This is a genomic window from Ignavibacteriota bacterium (assembly GCA_016713565.1).
Lineage (GTDB): Bacteria > Bacteroidota > Ignavibacteria > Ignavibacteriales > Melioribacteraceae.
In genome coordinates, this window is record JADJOX010000002.1 from 1 (window position 1) to 13,063 (window position 13,063).

The 13,063-nt window shown below is 27.6% G+C and carries 15 protein-coding genes and 1 pseudogene; 15 read left to right on the forward strand and 1 reads right to left on the reverse strand.

Annotated elements, in window-relative coordinates:
- Nucleotides 1–123: 123 nt before the first annotated feature.
- The 4 genes from IPK06_02195 (at nt 124) to IPK06_02210 (ending at nt 1,553) form a co-directional block, all read left to right on the forward strand.
- Nucleotides 124–384 (forward strand): UDP-N-acetylglucosamine 2-epimerase, encoded by a 261-nt coding sequence (locus IPK06_02195; protein MBK7978825.1) that lies wholly within the window; start codon nt 124–126, stop codon nt 382–384.
- Between the two features lie 11 nt (nt 385–395).
- On the forward strand, nt 396–515 hold the full coding sequence (locus IPK06_02200) for a hypothetical protein (protein ID MBK7978826.1): 120 nt from the start codon (nt 396–398) through the stop codon (nt 513–515).
- A gap of 27 nt (nt 516–542) precedes the next feature.
- Entirely contained in the window at nt 543–788 is a 246-nt protein-coding gene (locus tag IPK06_02205; GenBank protein MBK7978827.1) for a UDP-N-acetylglucosamine 2-epimerase, read from the forward strand.
- Nucleotides 789–1,406: 618 nt separating this feature from the next.
- On the forward strand, nt 1,407–1,553 hold the full coding sequence (locus IPK06_02210) for a hypothetical protein (protein MBK7978828.1): 147 nt from the start codon (nt 1,407–1,409) through the stop codon (nt 1,551–1,553).
- An 859-nt stretch (nt 1,554–2,412) separates the two neighbouring features.
- Here IPK06_02210 and IPK06_02215 read toward each other — a convergent pair.
- A complete protein-coding gene (locus tag IPK06_02215; protein MBK7978829.1) occupies nt 2,413–2,613 on the reverse strand; it encodes a hypothetical protein in 201 nt (66 codons plus the stop codon).
- A 1,643-nt stretch (nt 2,614–4,256) separates the two neighbouring features.
- Here IPK06_02215 and IPK06_02220 point away from each other — a divergent pair.
- The 11 genes and pseudogenes from IPK06_02220 (at nt 4,257) to IPK06_02270 (ending at nt 12,944) form a co-directional block, all read left to right on the forward strand.
- The gene (locus IPK06_02220) at nt 4,257–4,418 is read left to right on the forward strand and encodes a hypothetical protein (protein ID MBK7978830.1); all 162 of its coding nucleotides are present in this window, start codon (nt 4,257–4,259) and stop codon (nt 4,416–4,418) included.
- 1,101 nt (nt 4,419–5,519) lie between these two features.
- Nucleotides 5,520–5,879 carry a hypothetical protein gene (locus IPK06_02225; GenBank protein ID MBK7978831.1) on the forward strand — a complete coding sequence of 120 codons (360 nt, stop codon included), beginning with the start codon at nt 5,520–5,522 and terminating at the stop codon, nt 5,877–5,879.
- A gap of 810 nt (nt 5,880–6,689) precedes the next feature.
- Complete coding sequence (locus IPK06_02230) at nt 6,690–6,968, forward strand: hypothetical protein (protein ID MBK7978832.1); 279 nt, start codon at nt 6,690–6,692, stop codon at nt 6,966–6,968.
- A 307-nt stretch (nt 6,969–7,275) separates the two neighbouring features.
- Nucleotides 7,276–8,289: a polysaccharide biosynthesis protein gene (locus IPK06_02235; protein ID MBK7978833.1), complete on the forward strand. Its 1,014-nt coding sequence runs from the start codon at nt 7,276–7,278 to the stop codon at nt 8,287–8,289.
- Nucleotides 8,290–8,316: 27 nt separating this feature from the next.
- A pseudogene (gene wecB / locus IPK06_02240) lies at nt 8,317–9,433 on the forward strand (UDP-N-acetylglucosamine 2-epimerase (non-hydrolyzing)).
- A gap of 3 nt (nt 9,434–9,436) precedes the next feature.
- Entirely contained in the window at nt 9,437–9,943 is a 507-nt protein-coding gene (locus IPK06_02245; protein MBK7978834.1) for a sugar nucleotide-binding protein, read from the forward strand.
- Nucleotides 9,943–10,149 carry a hypothetical protein gene (locus tag IPK06_02250; protein ID MBK7978835.1) on the forward strand — a complete coding sequence of 69 codons (207 nt, stop codon included), beginning with the start codon at nt 9,943–9,945 and terminating at the stop codon, nt 10,147–10,149. Before IPK06_02245 ends, IPK06_02250 begins: the two co-directional genes overlap by 1 nt.
- Nucleotides 10,150–10,347: 198 nt before the next feature.
- Nucleotides 10,348–10,776: a hypothetical protein gene (locus IPK06_02255; protein ID MBK7978836.1), complete on the forward strand. Its 429-nt coding sequence runs from the start codon at nt 10,348–10,350 to the stop codon at nt 10,774–10,776.
- Entirely contained in the window at nt 10,716–11,312 is a 597-nt protein-coding gene (locus tag IPK06_02260; GenBank protein MBK7978837.1) for a hypothetical protein, read from the forward strand. Before IPK06_02255 ends, IPK06_02260 begins: the two co-directional genes overlap by 61 nt.
- A gap of 571 nt (nt 11,313–11,883) precedes the next feature.
- The gene (locus tag IPK06_02265) at nt 11,884–12,267 is read left to right on the forward strand and encodes a hypothetical protein (protein MBK7978838.1); all 384 of its coding nucleotides are present in this window, start codon (nt 11,884–11,886) and stop codon (nt 12,265–12,267) included.
- Between the two features lie 245 nt (nt 12,268–12,512).
- Nucleotides 12,513–12,944 carry a hypothetical protein gene (locus tag IPK06_02270; protein ID MBK7978839.1) on the forward strand — a complete coding sequence of 144 codons (432 nt, stop codon included), beginning with the start codon at nt 12,513–12,515 and terminating at the stop codon, nt 12,942–12,944.
- The last annotated feature ends 119 nt before the right edge of the window (nt 12,945–13,063 follow it).

A 13,063-nucleotide genomic window follows, 5' to 3' on the forward strand; every position in this document is an offset into this window, starting at 1 on the left:
ATTATTGAATTAAAAAGAATAGTAACTTTGAAGTTAATATCTGCGTTACTGCTCAACATGGAGAAATGCTTGATCAAGTTTTAGAAATATTTGATATTGTTCAGGATCTTAGATTTAGATTTAATGCAGCCAAACCAATCACCTGGTAAATTAACCGCAAAAGTTATTTCTTCTATTGATGATTATTTTAAAGTTATCAACTATGATATAGTTCTGGTTCAAGGAGATATAACAACGGTAATGGCTGTTTCCTTAGTTGCATTTTATCATAAAATTAAAGTTGGTAGTGTTGAAGCCGGATTAGGAACGTTTAAAATATTCTCCGTTTCTGAAGAGATGAATAGAGTTTTGACATCAAGAATAGCTGAACCGCATTTGCTTTAATAAAAATATCAATGAATAATTTACTAAATGAAGGAATTCCAAAGGATAGAATATTTTTAACCGGCAATACAGTTATTGATGCTCTTTATCTAGCTATTGATAAAGTTAATGAAGTTAATCAAATTTATTGATGGACTAAAGAAGTTAAAATAGAAGAATTGAAGCCATATGTTTTAATAACCGGGCATAGAAGGGAAAATTTTGGCGAAGGTTTAACCAACATCTGCGAATCCATTGCTCAACTTGCAGATAAATATAACAATTATCATTTTATATATCCGGTACATTTAAATCCAAATGTTCAGGAACCGGTTAATAAAATTCTTGGTAGAAAAGAAATATTAAACTGCTTACAATCCTCAGACATATCTTCCATTTTTATTTCATTAGTCAGTGAATTCTGAAATAATTTTAACTGATTCAAGCGGTGTTCAAGAGAAGCTAAGTTAAATAAAGCCTGTTTTGGTTATGAAGAGATGATACAAGAACGACCAGAAGCTTTAAATGAGGGTGCAGTAAAATTAGTTGGTACGGATAAGCTAAAAATAATTACCGGGTGTAGGAGATCTTCTGTTATTGATGATAAATCTGCTTATGAAAAATAGCCCAAATTCTGCCTTAATCCTATGGAGATGGATTGGCTAAGTAAACGAATTTCAGATCTACTTTTAAATATGCTTTAATATTAGAATTTAAAGGAACTAAAATAATAAATTATGAAAAATTTTGCCATTACCGGCGTTGCCGGATATATCGCGCCAAGGCATCTTCAAGCAGCTAAAGATACAGGTAATAATTTAATCACTGACATTGAATCCACATGATTCTGTAGAATTCTTGACCGCTATTTCCCAAATGTTGGTTTTTGTTGACTTTGAAAGATTTGAAAGATATGTGGAAATGTCCATAGAAAATCGATAAGTGAAAGAATACATTATTTAAGTATTTGTTCATGAATTTTTGAACAACCTCCCATACGTTTAGCCGTAAGAACGGACGCTGACTATTTGTGAAAACCGATTGTGTTGAATCCATGGAATCTAGACGCTTTAGAAGAACTGGAAAATGAGACTGGAAAAAAAATCTATAATATACTTCAGCTTAGAGAACATCAAGCAATAATTGATTTGAAAAATAAAGTAGGAAACAGAAGAAAATTCAAAGCATGAAAATTTATTCTAACACATTACATCAAGAGTTCGTGGTATGATTATTGTGGAAAGGGTTGAAAAATCATGGAGTAGCAACAAATATCGGGTTTCATTTTTTTGATATGTTAGGATGAGTTTCATGAAGTCTAGACAAATAAAATTTATATTTGAACAGCCGAAAAGTAAGCAGTTTTAAGTTTGAACGCGCAAACATCAGATGGTTTTATTATTGTGAAAAATCAGGACCGCTCTTTAAACAGTTGTGAAAATGGCTTATTTACCGTTCTCGCCTTCTAAACTTGACGGTGAAGAATTTCATTTCAGTGACGGTTTTACGGAACTTACTGAAGTTATCAGTCAATTTTAAATGGTAGGGTTTGGATTAAATGACGCAAGACAATACGGTGAATTTTGCATGAAATCAGAAATGCAGTTGATGATAAAGCTGAATATGCCCATCCGATTCTTGGGAAGTGATTCTTATCCATGTAATGAGTGATGAGAATTAAGAATCAATCAAAAATAAATAAATTCAATTTCTAGCTGGAAAATATATAGGCGAGGAAAAAATGTTATAGAGATATTTTACAGTCGTTGATGATAACGTAAAGAAATTGGCGAAGTTTTAAAATATGACATTTTTCACGTTAAGCGGAGCTAAATTAGGTAAAAATGTGTACTAGGTCAAAATGTTAATATCCGAATAATATAACTCTTGGAATTTTGTGAAAGTCCAAAATAATGTTTCGTGTGTATGAAGAAGCGTAACTTTAGAAGATTGTATGTGTTCTGCGGACCGTCAATGGTTTTTTACAAATGTTTGGATCCGAGAAGTAAATATCATAATTAGGGGCCCAATATTATATAAAGACTTTGGTTAAAGAAGGAGAGTCATTGGAGCCAATTCAACTATAGTTTGCGGACATTCAATAGGGAGATTCGCGTTTGTTGGAACCGGTTCAGTTGTAACAAAAGATGTTCCGGATTTTGCGTTGGTGGTCAAATCCCGCAAAATAATTGGCTGGTTCAGTGAAGCGGGACAGAAATTAAAATTCGATGAAAAATGGGGATCGCTCATTGTGATAAATCGAGCAGACTTATAAATTTATCGATAATAAAGTAATTGGTTTGATTAACATTAAGAAACGTGAAATGTTACTTCGATACATGCCTAATTACAAGTCAAAAAATTACCCATCCATCGGCATTAATCAGTAACCGGTGATTTAAAAGTAAATTGTTTTAATAAGAAATAATCTTGCGGTCGTTGAGCAAAGGAGAGAAGCTGAAAGCGCGTAACGTATCAAAACGACGAAAATCGAAAGAGAGAAAGTAATAGTAGATTCAAATTCTTAAAATATTTAAACTCCTAAGCTGCATTAACTAGACTTATTAAATTGAAATTCGTATTTGGATTAAGCCAGATCAATGAAAATAAGCCCAATTTAATCAATTTTAAAATCCCTTCAATAAATTTATTCTATTTATTTGCAATATATTTTTAACCCCATTTTAATTAAAATTCATTTAACTTCTTTAATTACAATAAGTTAACATTTTAACAAAAAAATAGTTCCCAAATAATTGCTTCAATTACAAATAATTATATATTGCTCTATTAATACATTATATAATAAATTTATTAAATTTTAAATATCCATGTGACTGATATGGCGAAGCTGTAATAAAATTAAAGTAATGTTAAATATGTTAAAAACATGATTGGAAATAGATATAATTATTATTTAACTAATTTATATAAATTATTAAAGTTATTTATTTAAAATTATAAAATTTAAACATATTAAATATGTTGAGAATATCGCCACGATCGATATTTTTTTAACAGTTCCAAAATTTGAAGTACCTTCAATCATATACTTAGAATTGTAATGCCTAATACAATTTAAAATACTTTTTAAATATATTATTGAAAAAGGTTTTAAATGCCAGTTGAAAGTAATTATAGCTATCAATACAATTAATTCTGGATTAACTGAGCACTTTAACCATTTAATTTGCCTTACTGAAAAGTTACTTTACATAGGTAGAACTTTTTTTCATTAGTAAATTGTTTTCTAGTAATACCTTACATTACGACTGGAATAGAATACAATAATTTAACAAAATTTATTACACTTCAATAATTGTAATATTATTTCCAAACTTGGTTTGATTTCGCGATAAATAGAATAAAAGTTCAACATTTACAATTATTCGCCTTGGTTTTAATGTCGCAATTATGATTATAATAACGGTGTCAGTCAATAGGGAAGACTATAATGAATATATATATACCACCGTAATATTTGTATATTCTTTTTCTATATATTCATAAATATTTTTATCATGAAAAACTTATTTGAAGGTAAAGTTGTAGAAATTATTTTATTATAAATTATTTATGGGACCTATCTTAATTTCATCTTTGTTTATTTTATTGAAAAACTCAGATCTATGAATTATTTCACGTTTTCCCTATTGCCCGGATTTTATGGATGCTTTTAATTTATTATAATAATTGGAAAGATTATAAAGGTGACGGCAGTTATACTGATATTACAAATTAAGATTTGCCGCATTTATTGTTAATGCCTCATTAGGATTTGCGTTTATCGCTGACAAATACATTCTTAACCATTATTTTAATCTTAAAATCGCCAATTCTTACTACTTTCATATCGGGGTATAACGTCGCCAGAAGCTTATCTTGGTAATATTATGGAACATACAATCTATACGGCGAAAGATAATGAAAAAGAGAAAAATAAAGAATGCGTTTGTTTCTATGTTACGTTGGCTGTGTTATATAGAAGTATAGCTGCATTTTCTGTTGTTTACTATTTTCCCAAAGTACCTGAGATATCGACAATGAATTACTAAAACATACTTATCATATATTTTTAATTATTTATGCAGTATATACGGTAATACAGTACCACTTGAATAGCATCTTATTTAATTTATTATTAATAGTGCTCAGTGTCAAATATCAAAAATTTCTCCACTAATTTTGCTTTATTCTAACCTAGTACTATATATCTTATTTCCAAGTCATAACGCTAAGACTTCTTTGCTTAATAGCATAGTAAGTACATTCTACTTTTACACTGTTGTCAAGTAAAAATTTTATTGTAAAAAGTATTTCTGTAAGTAAAATAATCATAGCCAATTCAAACCGGAAAAGTCTTTTAACTTTATAGTTGAATCAAGTATTCAAATATATTTCTCTTCTATATTTAACCTATCTTTGTTTTCAAGAGGGTTCCTCTAGTAAATAAATTGTATTTTATTTGCCTCTTTTACTTTTACTTTATGCAATTAGCGGTTTGAAAACAGATTTACCTAAACAGGACTTAATAAAAATATTGTTATTTCGTAATAGGATTCTAATTTGGGTAACTTTAACAGCAATTTGGTCTGAGTATCCAATATTCACACTTCAACGCGCCATTTTTTAATTACTGTTTTAGGTTCAAACTATAATAGGATCACAAATAACAAGCAAAATTACAAAATACTTCTAAATTCATTATTGCTGATTAATTACGGTATAGTATCGGTATCTATTTTCTCACTTATTTTAAGTACTTAAATAATGCATGGACAGGCGGACATGGTTTAGGTTTATAGGTTTTACAAATCATCAGAATAATTAGGACAGTATATTTATCTTTCTGGCGCAGTTAGTTTTAATGTTAAATGAAAAAAAAAAAAAAATCGCAATGTTTTTAATTATAATAAATTTAATCATTATAGGACTTAGTACTTCTAGGCAGCAATTTTAAGTCTTTTTTATCACTTTGTCTATTTTTTTATTTTAACCACTTCATTTGTAAAAACACTTTCTTACATTTTATTATTTGTGTTTATAATTTTTGCAACTGTATACTTTACTGCAAACTATACTTCAAAAAATAGTGTGACATTAGTAAAAAATGAAAATTATTTTGGTGAAAGAAGGTCTTTGACAATTAAGTATTCATGGGATTCAGCTTTAAGAGGCGGACTTTTGGCTTGGGATATGGAATTAGTGACACTAGGTTTAATGATCCTTTGCTTGGGTATTTTGATAAAACCGCTGAAGGTGAAATTTACAGAAGGGAAAAAACCATAAGCATTTTGGCTATAATTGAAGAAACTGGGATAATTGGACTAATCTTGTTTTTATATGTAATAGGAATTCCTTTGAAAATAATGTGGTTTAAAATAATTAAAACATTTAAGGATAAAAATTTCTTAAATCTAAGTGGGTGTGAAAATACGGTAAATGACTTAGAAATTAAATTATTAAAATTTGCTTTTGCATTTCTTAATTTCGCTGAACTTTTATGCTCAAATTGAATCATGGTGGATTGGGGTGGGTTCTGCTGTTCTCCCATTATATTTTATTTTTTCAGGATCGATTTTTATGAAATACTCAAATATTAATATTTTTATAAATAATTAAATAAATGTTAAAATAAACTGCCAAGATTACTAAATTGAGCAGCATTTTTAACTAATGCATGCTTGCAAAGATGGGAATAAATAAAGCTTAATAAAAATATAAGTACGAAAATTTATGATTATTGGTATTGATGCCCATAATATTAGAGAAATGGAGGATCTTTAGTTTATCTAAAAGAACTACTGGCAAATGCTGATCCCAAACTAGATAAATTTGAAAAAATTATCGTCTGGGTAACAGGAAAAACTTATGAAAATTTACCCAAGCCAATTTCATTGATTATGTAGTTTTGCCAAACAAGAATTCATTTAATGCATTAATTGGCAGAAATTAAAGTTGGAAAGGAAGCTAGGCAAAATAAGTGTTCAATTATGTTTTCCCGGGCGGTATTTATTTAGGTAATTTTAAACCTTTTATTGCATTAGCTCAAAGTATGTTGCCATTTGACACTAAAGGTCAATCCTTTTATAAAGGTACACTATTTTTCTATGTTCTAAAGTTAAAAAAAAAATGATGCTTCTTACTTATAAAAAAACATCGGAATAATTTACGTATCCAGTTCAATCAAAACAAAAATTGAAAAGTTTCTTAAAAAAAATAATTATACTGATACAGTAATTCATCATGGTGTAAGTAAAAACTTTCTTTCAAATGCAAGAAATGAAAACACAATAACAAAAAACAAAAGTGAGAAAATTAAATTATTGACTGTATCAAGCCATGCTTTACATAAAAATTTAGTCCCGTTAGTATTTAAAATTTCTGAGTTAAAAAATGACTATAAAAATTTAGAATTAAAAATTGTGGGACCTGAGGCTAAATACGGAACAAAAAAACTAAAATTGATCTTAAGCAAACTGGACCCAAAAAATGAGTTTATTAAATTGGTTACCGCTGCAAAATATGAGGATTTGCAAATTATTTTAATAAAGCAGATATTTTTGTTGCTCCTTCTCTTTGCGAATCATTTGGTTGCCGTTTAAGGAAGCGTTGGTAAACAGAATACCAATACTATATCAAGAATTGGAATCTTTTAAAGAAAATATCTTCGGATTTTAATTATCAAACATCTATTTTTTCTTATAAAGACATAAATTTAGATTTTAAAGATAAATTGATAATGTTAATTAATTATAAAATTATAGATGAAGATTATCAGATTAATGAAAATCATTTTTGGGAATTTTGCGCAAGAAAAACATTAAAGTCTGTAACTAAAATAAGATAATATTAGAATAATATAATTAGATATAATATAATAAAATATAATAAAATATAACGAGAGGGAAAATGTTTGAACAAAAAACGCTGCTTATTACTGGCGGTACCGGTTCATTCGGCAACGCAGTAATGGATCGATTTATGAATACAGGAATAGGTGAAATCAGAATTTTCAGCCGTGATGAGAAAAAACAGGATGATATGCGAAAAAAATATAACGATTCAAGATTAAAATTTTATTTAGGAGATGTTCGTACATATAACTCTATTGAAAGGGCTTTGGAGGGGGTAGATTTTATATTCCATGCCGCGGCGTTAAAACAAGTCCCTTCAAGTGAGTTTTTCCCGATGGAAGCTGCCAATACTAACGTACTGGGAACAGAAAATGTTTTAAATGCATCAATAAAAATGGGTGTAAAAAAGGTTATTTGTCTTAGCACAGATAAAGCTGTTTACCCGATTAACGCTATGGGTATTTCTAAAGCACTAATGGAAAAGCTTTATGTTGCCAAGTCTAGATTAACTGATAAAACAATTTTTATCGGAACTAGATATGGTAATGTAATGGCTTCCAGAGGTTCAGTAATCCCTCTATTTATTGATCAGATTAAAGCGGGAAGGCCACTAACTGTTACAAATCCAGATATGACTAGATATATGATGTCGTTAGAAAATGCTGTTGAATTAGTTTTATTTGCATTTGAGAATGGAAATTCAGGAGATTTATTTGTTCAAAAAGCACCCGCATGTACAATAAAAGAATTAGCATTAATACTTTTAGAAATTTTTGAAGCTAAAAATGAAATCCAAATTATTGGGACAAGGCACGGAGAAAAACTTTATGAATCATTATTAACAGATGAAGAATGTTTAGTTGCAGAAGACCTTGGCGATTATTATCGAGTTAGACCTGATGATCGAGATTTAAATTATAGTAAATATTTTTCTGAAGGTACACACAGAAAAAGTGATTTATTAACATATAATTCTCATAATGCAAAAAGATTAAATCATACTGAATTAAAAAAAATGCTGTTAGATTTGCATTTTATTAAGGAACATTTAAATCATTTATATGAATAATAATAATTTATATTGGAGAATAAAATTATGATAAAGGTAGCGACTATTGTTGGAACAAGGCCAGAAATTATTAAATTGAGTCGGGTAATGGCTGAGTTAGAAAAATATACAAATCATATATTAGTTCATACTGGTCAAAATTATGATTACGAATTAAATGAAATATTTTTTGAACAATTAGAAGTTAAAAAACCGGATTATTTTTAGAAGCTGCAGGCCAAAATGCTGCGGAAACAATTGGTAAAGTTATAATAAAAATTGACCCAATATTAGAAAAAGAAAAGCCAGATGCTATTTTACTTTATGGGGATACAAATAGTTGCCTAAGTGTAATTCCGGCTAAAGAAGAAAAATACCAATTTTCCATATGGAAGCTGGTAATAGATGTTTCGATCAAAGTTCCAGAAGAATTAAACAGAGAAAAATTGTTGACCATTTAAGTGATATCAATATGCCTCTTTCTGATCATGCCAGAAATTATTTACTAAATGAAGGGCTAAATCCAGAGACTGTTATTAAAACAGGGTCATGCATGAAAGAAGTCTTGACATATTATTCAAAGAAAATAGAAAATACTAACATCTTAAAGGAACTTAAAATTGAAACAAATAAATATTTTATTGTAAGTATTCATCGTGAAGAAAATGTTGATTCTGAATTTAATTTTGAAGAATTATTAAAAACACTCGAGATTCTTGCTGGATTATATAATTTCCAATATTAATTTCAACACATCCAAGAACTAGAAAAAAGATGGAGAAAATAAATTATAAAAATAAAAGCAATTTATTAAAATTTTAAAGCCTTTTGGTTTTTTCGAATATGTTAAGTTACAGGAGAATGCATTTTGCGTAATTTCTGACAGTGGAACCATTTCTGAAGAATCGTCAATCTTAAAATTCCTGCAATAATGATTAGACAAGCCCACGAAAGACCTGAGGCTATGGATGAAGGAACTGTAATTATGTCAGGACTTAAAGCTGAAAATGTTATTGACTCTATAAATGTTGTTGTAGATCAAAAAGACAATAAAAAGCAAATTTCTGTGGTTAGTGATTATGATGTTAATAACGTTAGTGTAAAAGTAATTAGAATAATATTATCTTATATAGAATATGTAAATCGTGAAGTTTGGTACAAATAATTTATGAAAAATATAAAAAAAATATTATTACTTGGTACAGATACAATGTTAGGTCATGTTATTTATCTTTATTTCAAGAGAATAAAAAATTATAGAATTCTTGATTATTATCTCAATGAAAATTTTAGTGGTATTGGAAATAAAATAGATATAGCATCACCAAAAAAAATAGAGAATTTATTAAGTGGATTTAAAGAGACGATCATAATTAATACACTAAGTATTTTAATAGAAGAGTCAAATAATAAATTTGACAAAGCTATCTATATAAATTCTTATTTACCTAATTATATTGCTACTTTACTAAAAGATACAGATAACAAACTAATTACAATCAGCACTGATTGTGTATTTTCTGGAAAAAAGGGTGATTATTTAGAAGAATCGTTATCAGATGCAAAAGACAATTATGGTAAAACAAAAGCATTCGGTGAAATTAACAATGCCAAGGATTTAACAATTCGTACCTCAAAATTGGCCCTTGTACTCAAAATCAATCAGAAGAATTAATGGATTGGTTTTTGAAAACAAGAAGATTCAGTTTTTTGGTTATAAAAAATGCTTTGTGGAATGGGGTCACTACTTTAGAATTAGCGAAATCAATAAAAATAGCAATTGAAAATAATCTTACTGGATTATATAATTTGGCTCCTTTCAAAAAAATAACCAAATTTGAATTACTTTCAATATTGAATGAAGTTTTAAAAGAAGATTAACTATAAAACCAAATTATAAGTTTAAAATTGACAAAAGTTTAGTTGATTCTAGAAAACAAATTAAAACTGAAAATAAAAATTATTTCCAGATGTTTTAAAGAACTTAAAGATTTTATGAAAGACAATAGTATTTTATATGATTTTTATAATCTTGATTTTGATTGATTTTACATTGTAAATACAAATTTGCGTTAGTTAATGAATAAAATTAAAAAAACAATTTTATACATTGGTGGTTTTGAATTACCAGATAGAAATGCAGCAGCTCAAAGAGTAGTGGCTGTTGGAAAACTTTTCAGAGAATTAGGTTATAATGTGGTTTTTATAGGGATTGATAAATATCTTTCTGATAATTCGAAAATTGAGACAACAAAAACTAAATATTTTGGATTTGACTCATGGGCTGTTTCTTATCCTAAAAGTTCTATAAATTGGTTGAAATATATTGGGTCTATATATGATTTGGAATTTTTAATTAAAAGGTACTATAAAAATGATTTATTTGCTTTAGTATTTTACAATCATCCATTTTTAATTCAGTATAGGTTAAGAAAAAGTAAAAAAAGATGGGGTTTTTTACTATTTCTGATGCTACTGAATGGTATAGTGGACGTGGCGGAGGAATAATTTTTAATTTTACAAAATGGTTAGATTCAACTTTAAGAATGCGATACGAACATAAGAAAGCTAATGGAGTAATTGCCACTAGTAAATTTTTAAATCATTATTATAAAAAAAATAAATGCAATGTTATTGAAGTCCCAACAATATTTGATAATAAAAGTTTGATGAAAATACAAAAGACTGAAAATAATAATGATAAAAAAATTAGATTTCTTTATGCAGGCAGCCCGTTTACAATAAAAAGAATTGATAAAAAGCGTAAATCAATAAAGGATAGACTTGACAAGATTATTTCACTTTTCTATAGAATATCAAATAATCATAAAAATTTTATTTTGAATATTTACGGTATAACAAAGGAAAATTACTTGTCTGTTTATACAGAACATGAAGACATATTAAATAATTTAGCTAACAATATAATTTTTAATGGAAGAAAATGTCATGATGAAATCCTAAAAGAAATAAAAAATCATGATTTTACAATATTTTTAAGAGAAAGTGATAGAGTAACTGAAGCAGTATTTCCAACTAAGTGATCTTAATCAATTGCATGAGGTACACGAGTTATAACCAATAAAATGTCAAATATTGAAAATTTTTTAGAAGATGGACTTAACGGTTATTATTTAAGTATAAGTAATAAAAATGAACAAGAAATTAAAATGAAATATATCTTATCACTTAAAAGATGAAATTTTAAAATGAGTAATAATTGTTTGGAAAGTAACATTTTTGATTATAATAACTATAAGGAAAAAATGATTGATTTTCTTGAAAAATTATAATTATGAATAGATTTCATAACAAAATCAATTTAGAAAACTGTACTCTTATTGTATCATGAATAAATTTAACTATAAACCATTAAGAATCTTTAATATATATATTTATTCAGTATTATTCCTTAGTTTTTGGGGACCTGTAAAATACATTGGGTATGACAAATTTTCAGTTTTAATTTACATATCTTTTTTTGTACTATTTTTTTCTTTTGGATATTCAAGGGGTGTTCATTCATACCTAAATGTTACCCTTAGACCAGATAATACAAGAGATTATAATAAAATATTAAAAATTTTGAAATTTGCGATTATTCTTGCAGTATTTATGGAACTTGGGGATTTTATAAGTATGGTTTTAAGCAAGGATGCAAATTTTTCGTTATTTAGTTTAGGGGAAGCATACCAAAATGCATATCGAGGTTATATAAGAGGTCAGGCGAATTATAGTATTTGGCAAATAATTAAAATATTTCTGCAAGTTCCACTTTTAACCGTATTGATTTTAGGTCCATTCTATTTTAATATTTTAAATAAAAAAAATAAAGTACTTGTAATACTTACTTATTTTTTAATGATTTTTATTAATACCGTTGGTCAAGGAAGACAAAAACAATTTGGCGATATTATAATTTTTTGTCTGTTTCACTTTTTTTTAAGGAATATACAAAAAAAGATGGGGCAAAAATTTCTTGGATTAAAAAAAATATAAAACCCATTATTATGGTGTTAGTAGGTATTGCTGAGGTTGCTATTTGTGTTAAATATGAGATATAGTGCCTTAGGTGTGACTGATCTTAATATAAATTATGCAGCAAATCCTTTAATGCAATATGATACCGACAACATTTTTTTCTCAATATTAGGCATAAATCTTGGCCTAGCAGCAAGTATTTTAACTTTTTACTTTACTAATGGTTTATTTGGTTTATCCTTTGCATTAAATCTACCATTTGTTTGGACTTTTTTGTTGGTCACTCTTATTCTTTAACAATATTTCTTGATAAAATTGTTGGTTTGCCTGTAAGTATTTCTGAAACTTACCCATATAGAGTTGGTGCAGCAACTGGGTGGGGTGAGTCAAAATGGCATTCAATATTTTCCTGGTTTGCATCTGCTTTTACTTTTGTTGGTACGTTATTTATTTTTATTCCTATAGGTTATATTTATGCAATCACTTGGCAAGAAGCAAAATATAAAAATCCTTTTTCAATTATTTTATTTTCTATTTTAACACTTGGATTAATTTTTGTGCCTGCCAATAACCAATTATTACATACTCCTGAAGGTTACTTATCAACCATTTTCTTTATTTTGATGTGGTCATTTCAACATAAACGTTACAATTTTATTTATCCAAAATGTAAATATTCTTTAATTTTTTACTAATACATAGATTATTTTAAAAAATTAGAGTAATAAGATTAAGAATAAATTCAATGAGCGAAGGTTATTTTTGGCATTAATGTTAAATGAGCAAAAGAAAGATACTTTACTAAAATCAAGTT

Coding starts and splice junctions, on each gene's coding strand:
- IPK06_02255 (MBK7978836.1), top strand. CDS start 10,348: ATGAATAAAATTAAAAAAACAATTTTATACATTGGTGGTTTTGAATTA.
- IPK06_02220 (MBK7978830.1), top strand. CDS start 4,257: ATGGAACATACAATCTATACGGCGAAAGATAATGAAAAAGAGAAAAAT.
- IPK06_02265 (MBK7978838.1), top strand. CDS start 11,884: ATGGAACTTGGGGATTTTATAAGTATGGTTTTAAGCAAGGATGCAAAT.
- IPK06_02215 (MBK7978829.1), bottom strand. CDS start 2,613: ATGAGCGATCCCCATTTTTCATCGAATTTTAATTTCTGTCCCGCTTCA.
- IPK06_02225 (MBK7978831.1), top strand. CDS start 5,520: ATGGGATTCAGCTTTAAGAGGCGGACTTTTGGCTTGGGATATGGAATT.
- IPK06_02235 (MBK7978833.1), top strand. CDS start 7,276: ATGTTTGAACAAAAAACGCTGCTTATTACTGGCGGTACCGGTTCATTC.
- IPK06_02260 (MBK7978837.1), top strand. CDS start 10,716: ATGGGGTTTTTTACTATTTCTGATGCTACTGAATGGTATAGTGGACGT.
- IPK06_02195 (MBK7978825.1), top strand. CDS start 124: ATGCAGCCAAACCAATCACCTGGTAAATTAACCGCAAAAGTTATTTCT.
- IPK06_02200 (MBK7978826.1), top strand. CDS start 396: ATGAATAATTTACTAAATGAAGGAATTCCAAAGGATAGAATATTTTTA.
- IPK06_02250 (MBK7978835.1), top strand. CDS start 9,943: ATGGATTGGTTTTTGAAAACAAGAAGATTCAGTTTTTTGGTTATAAAA.
- IPK06_02245 (MBK7978834.1), top strand. CDS start 9,437: ATGAAAAATATAAAAAAAATATTATTACTTGGTACAGATACAATGTTA.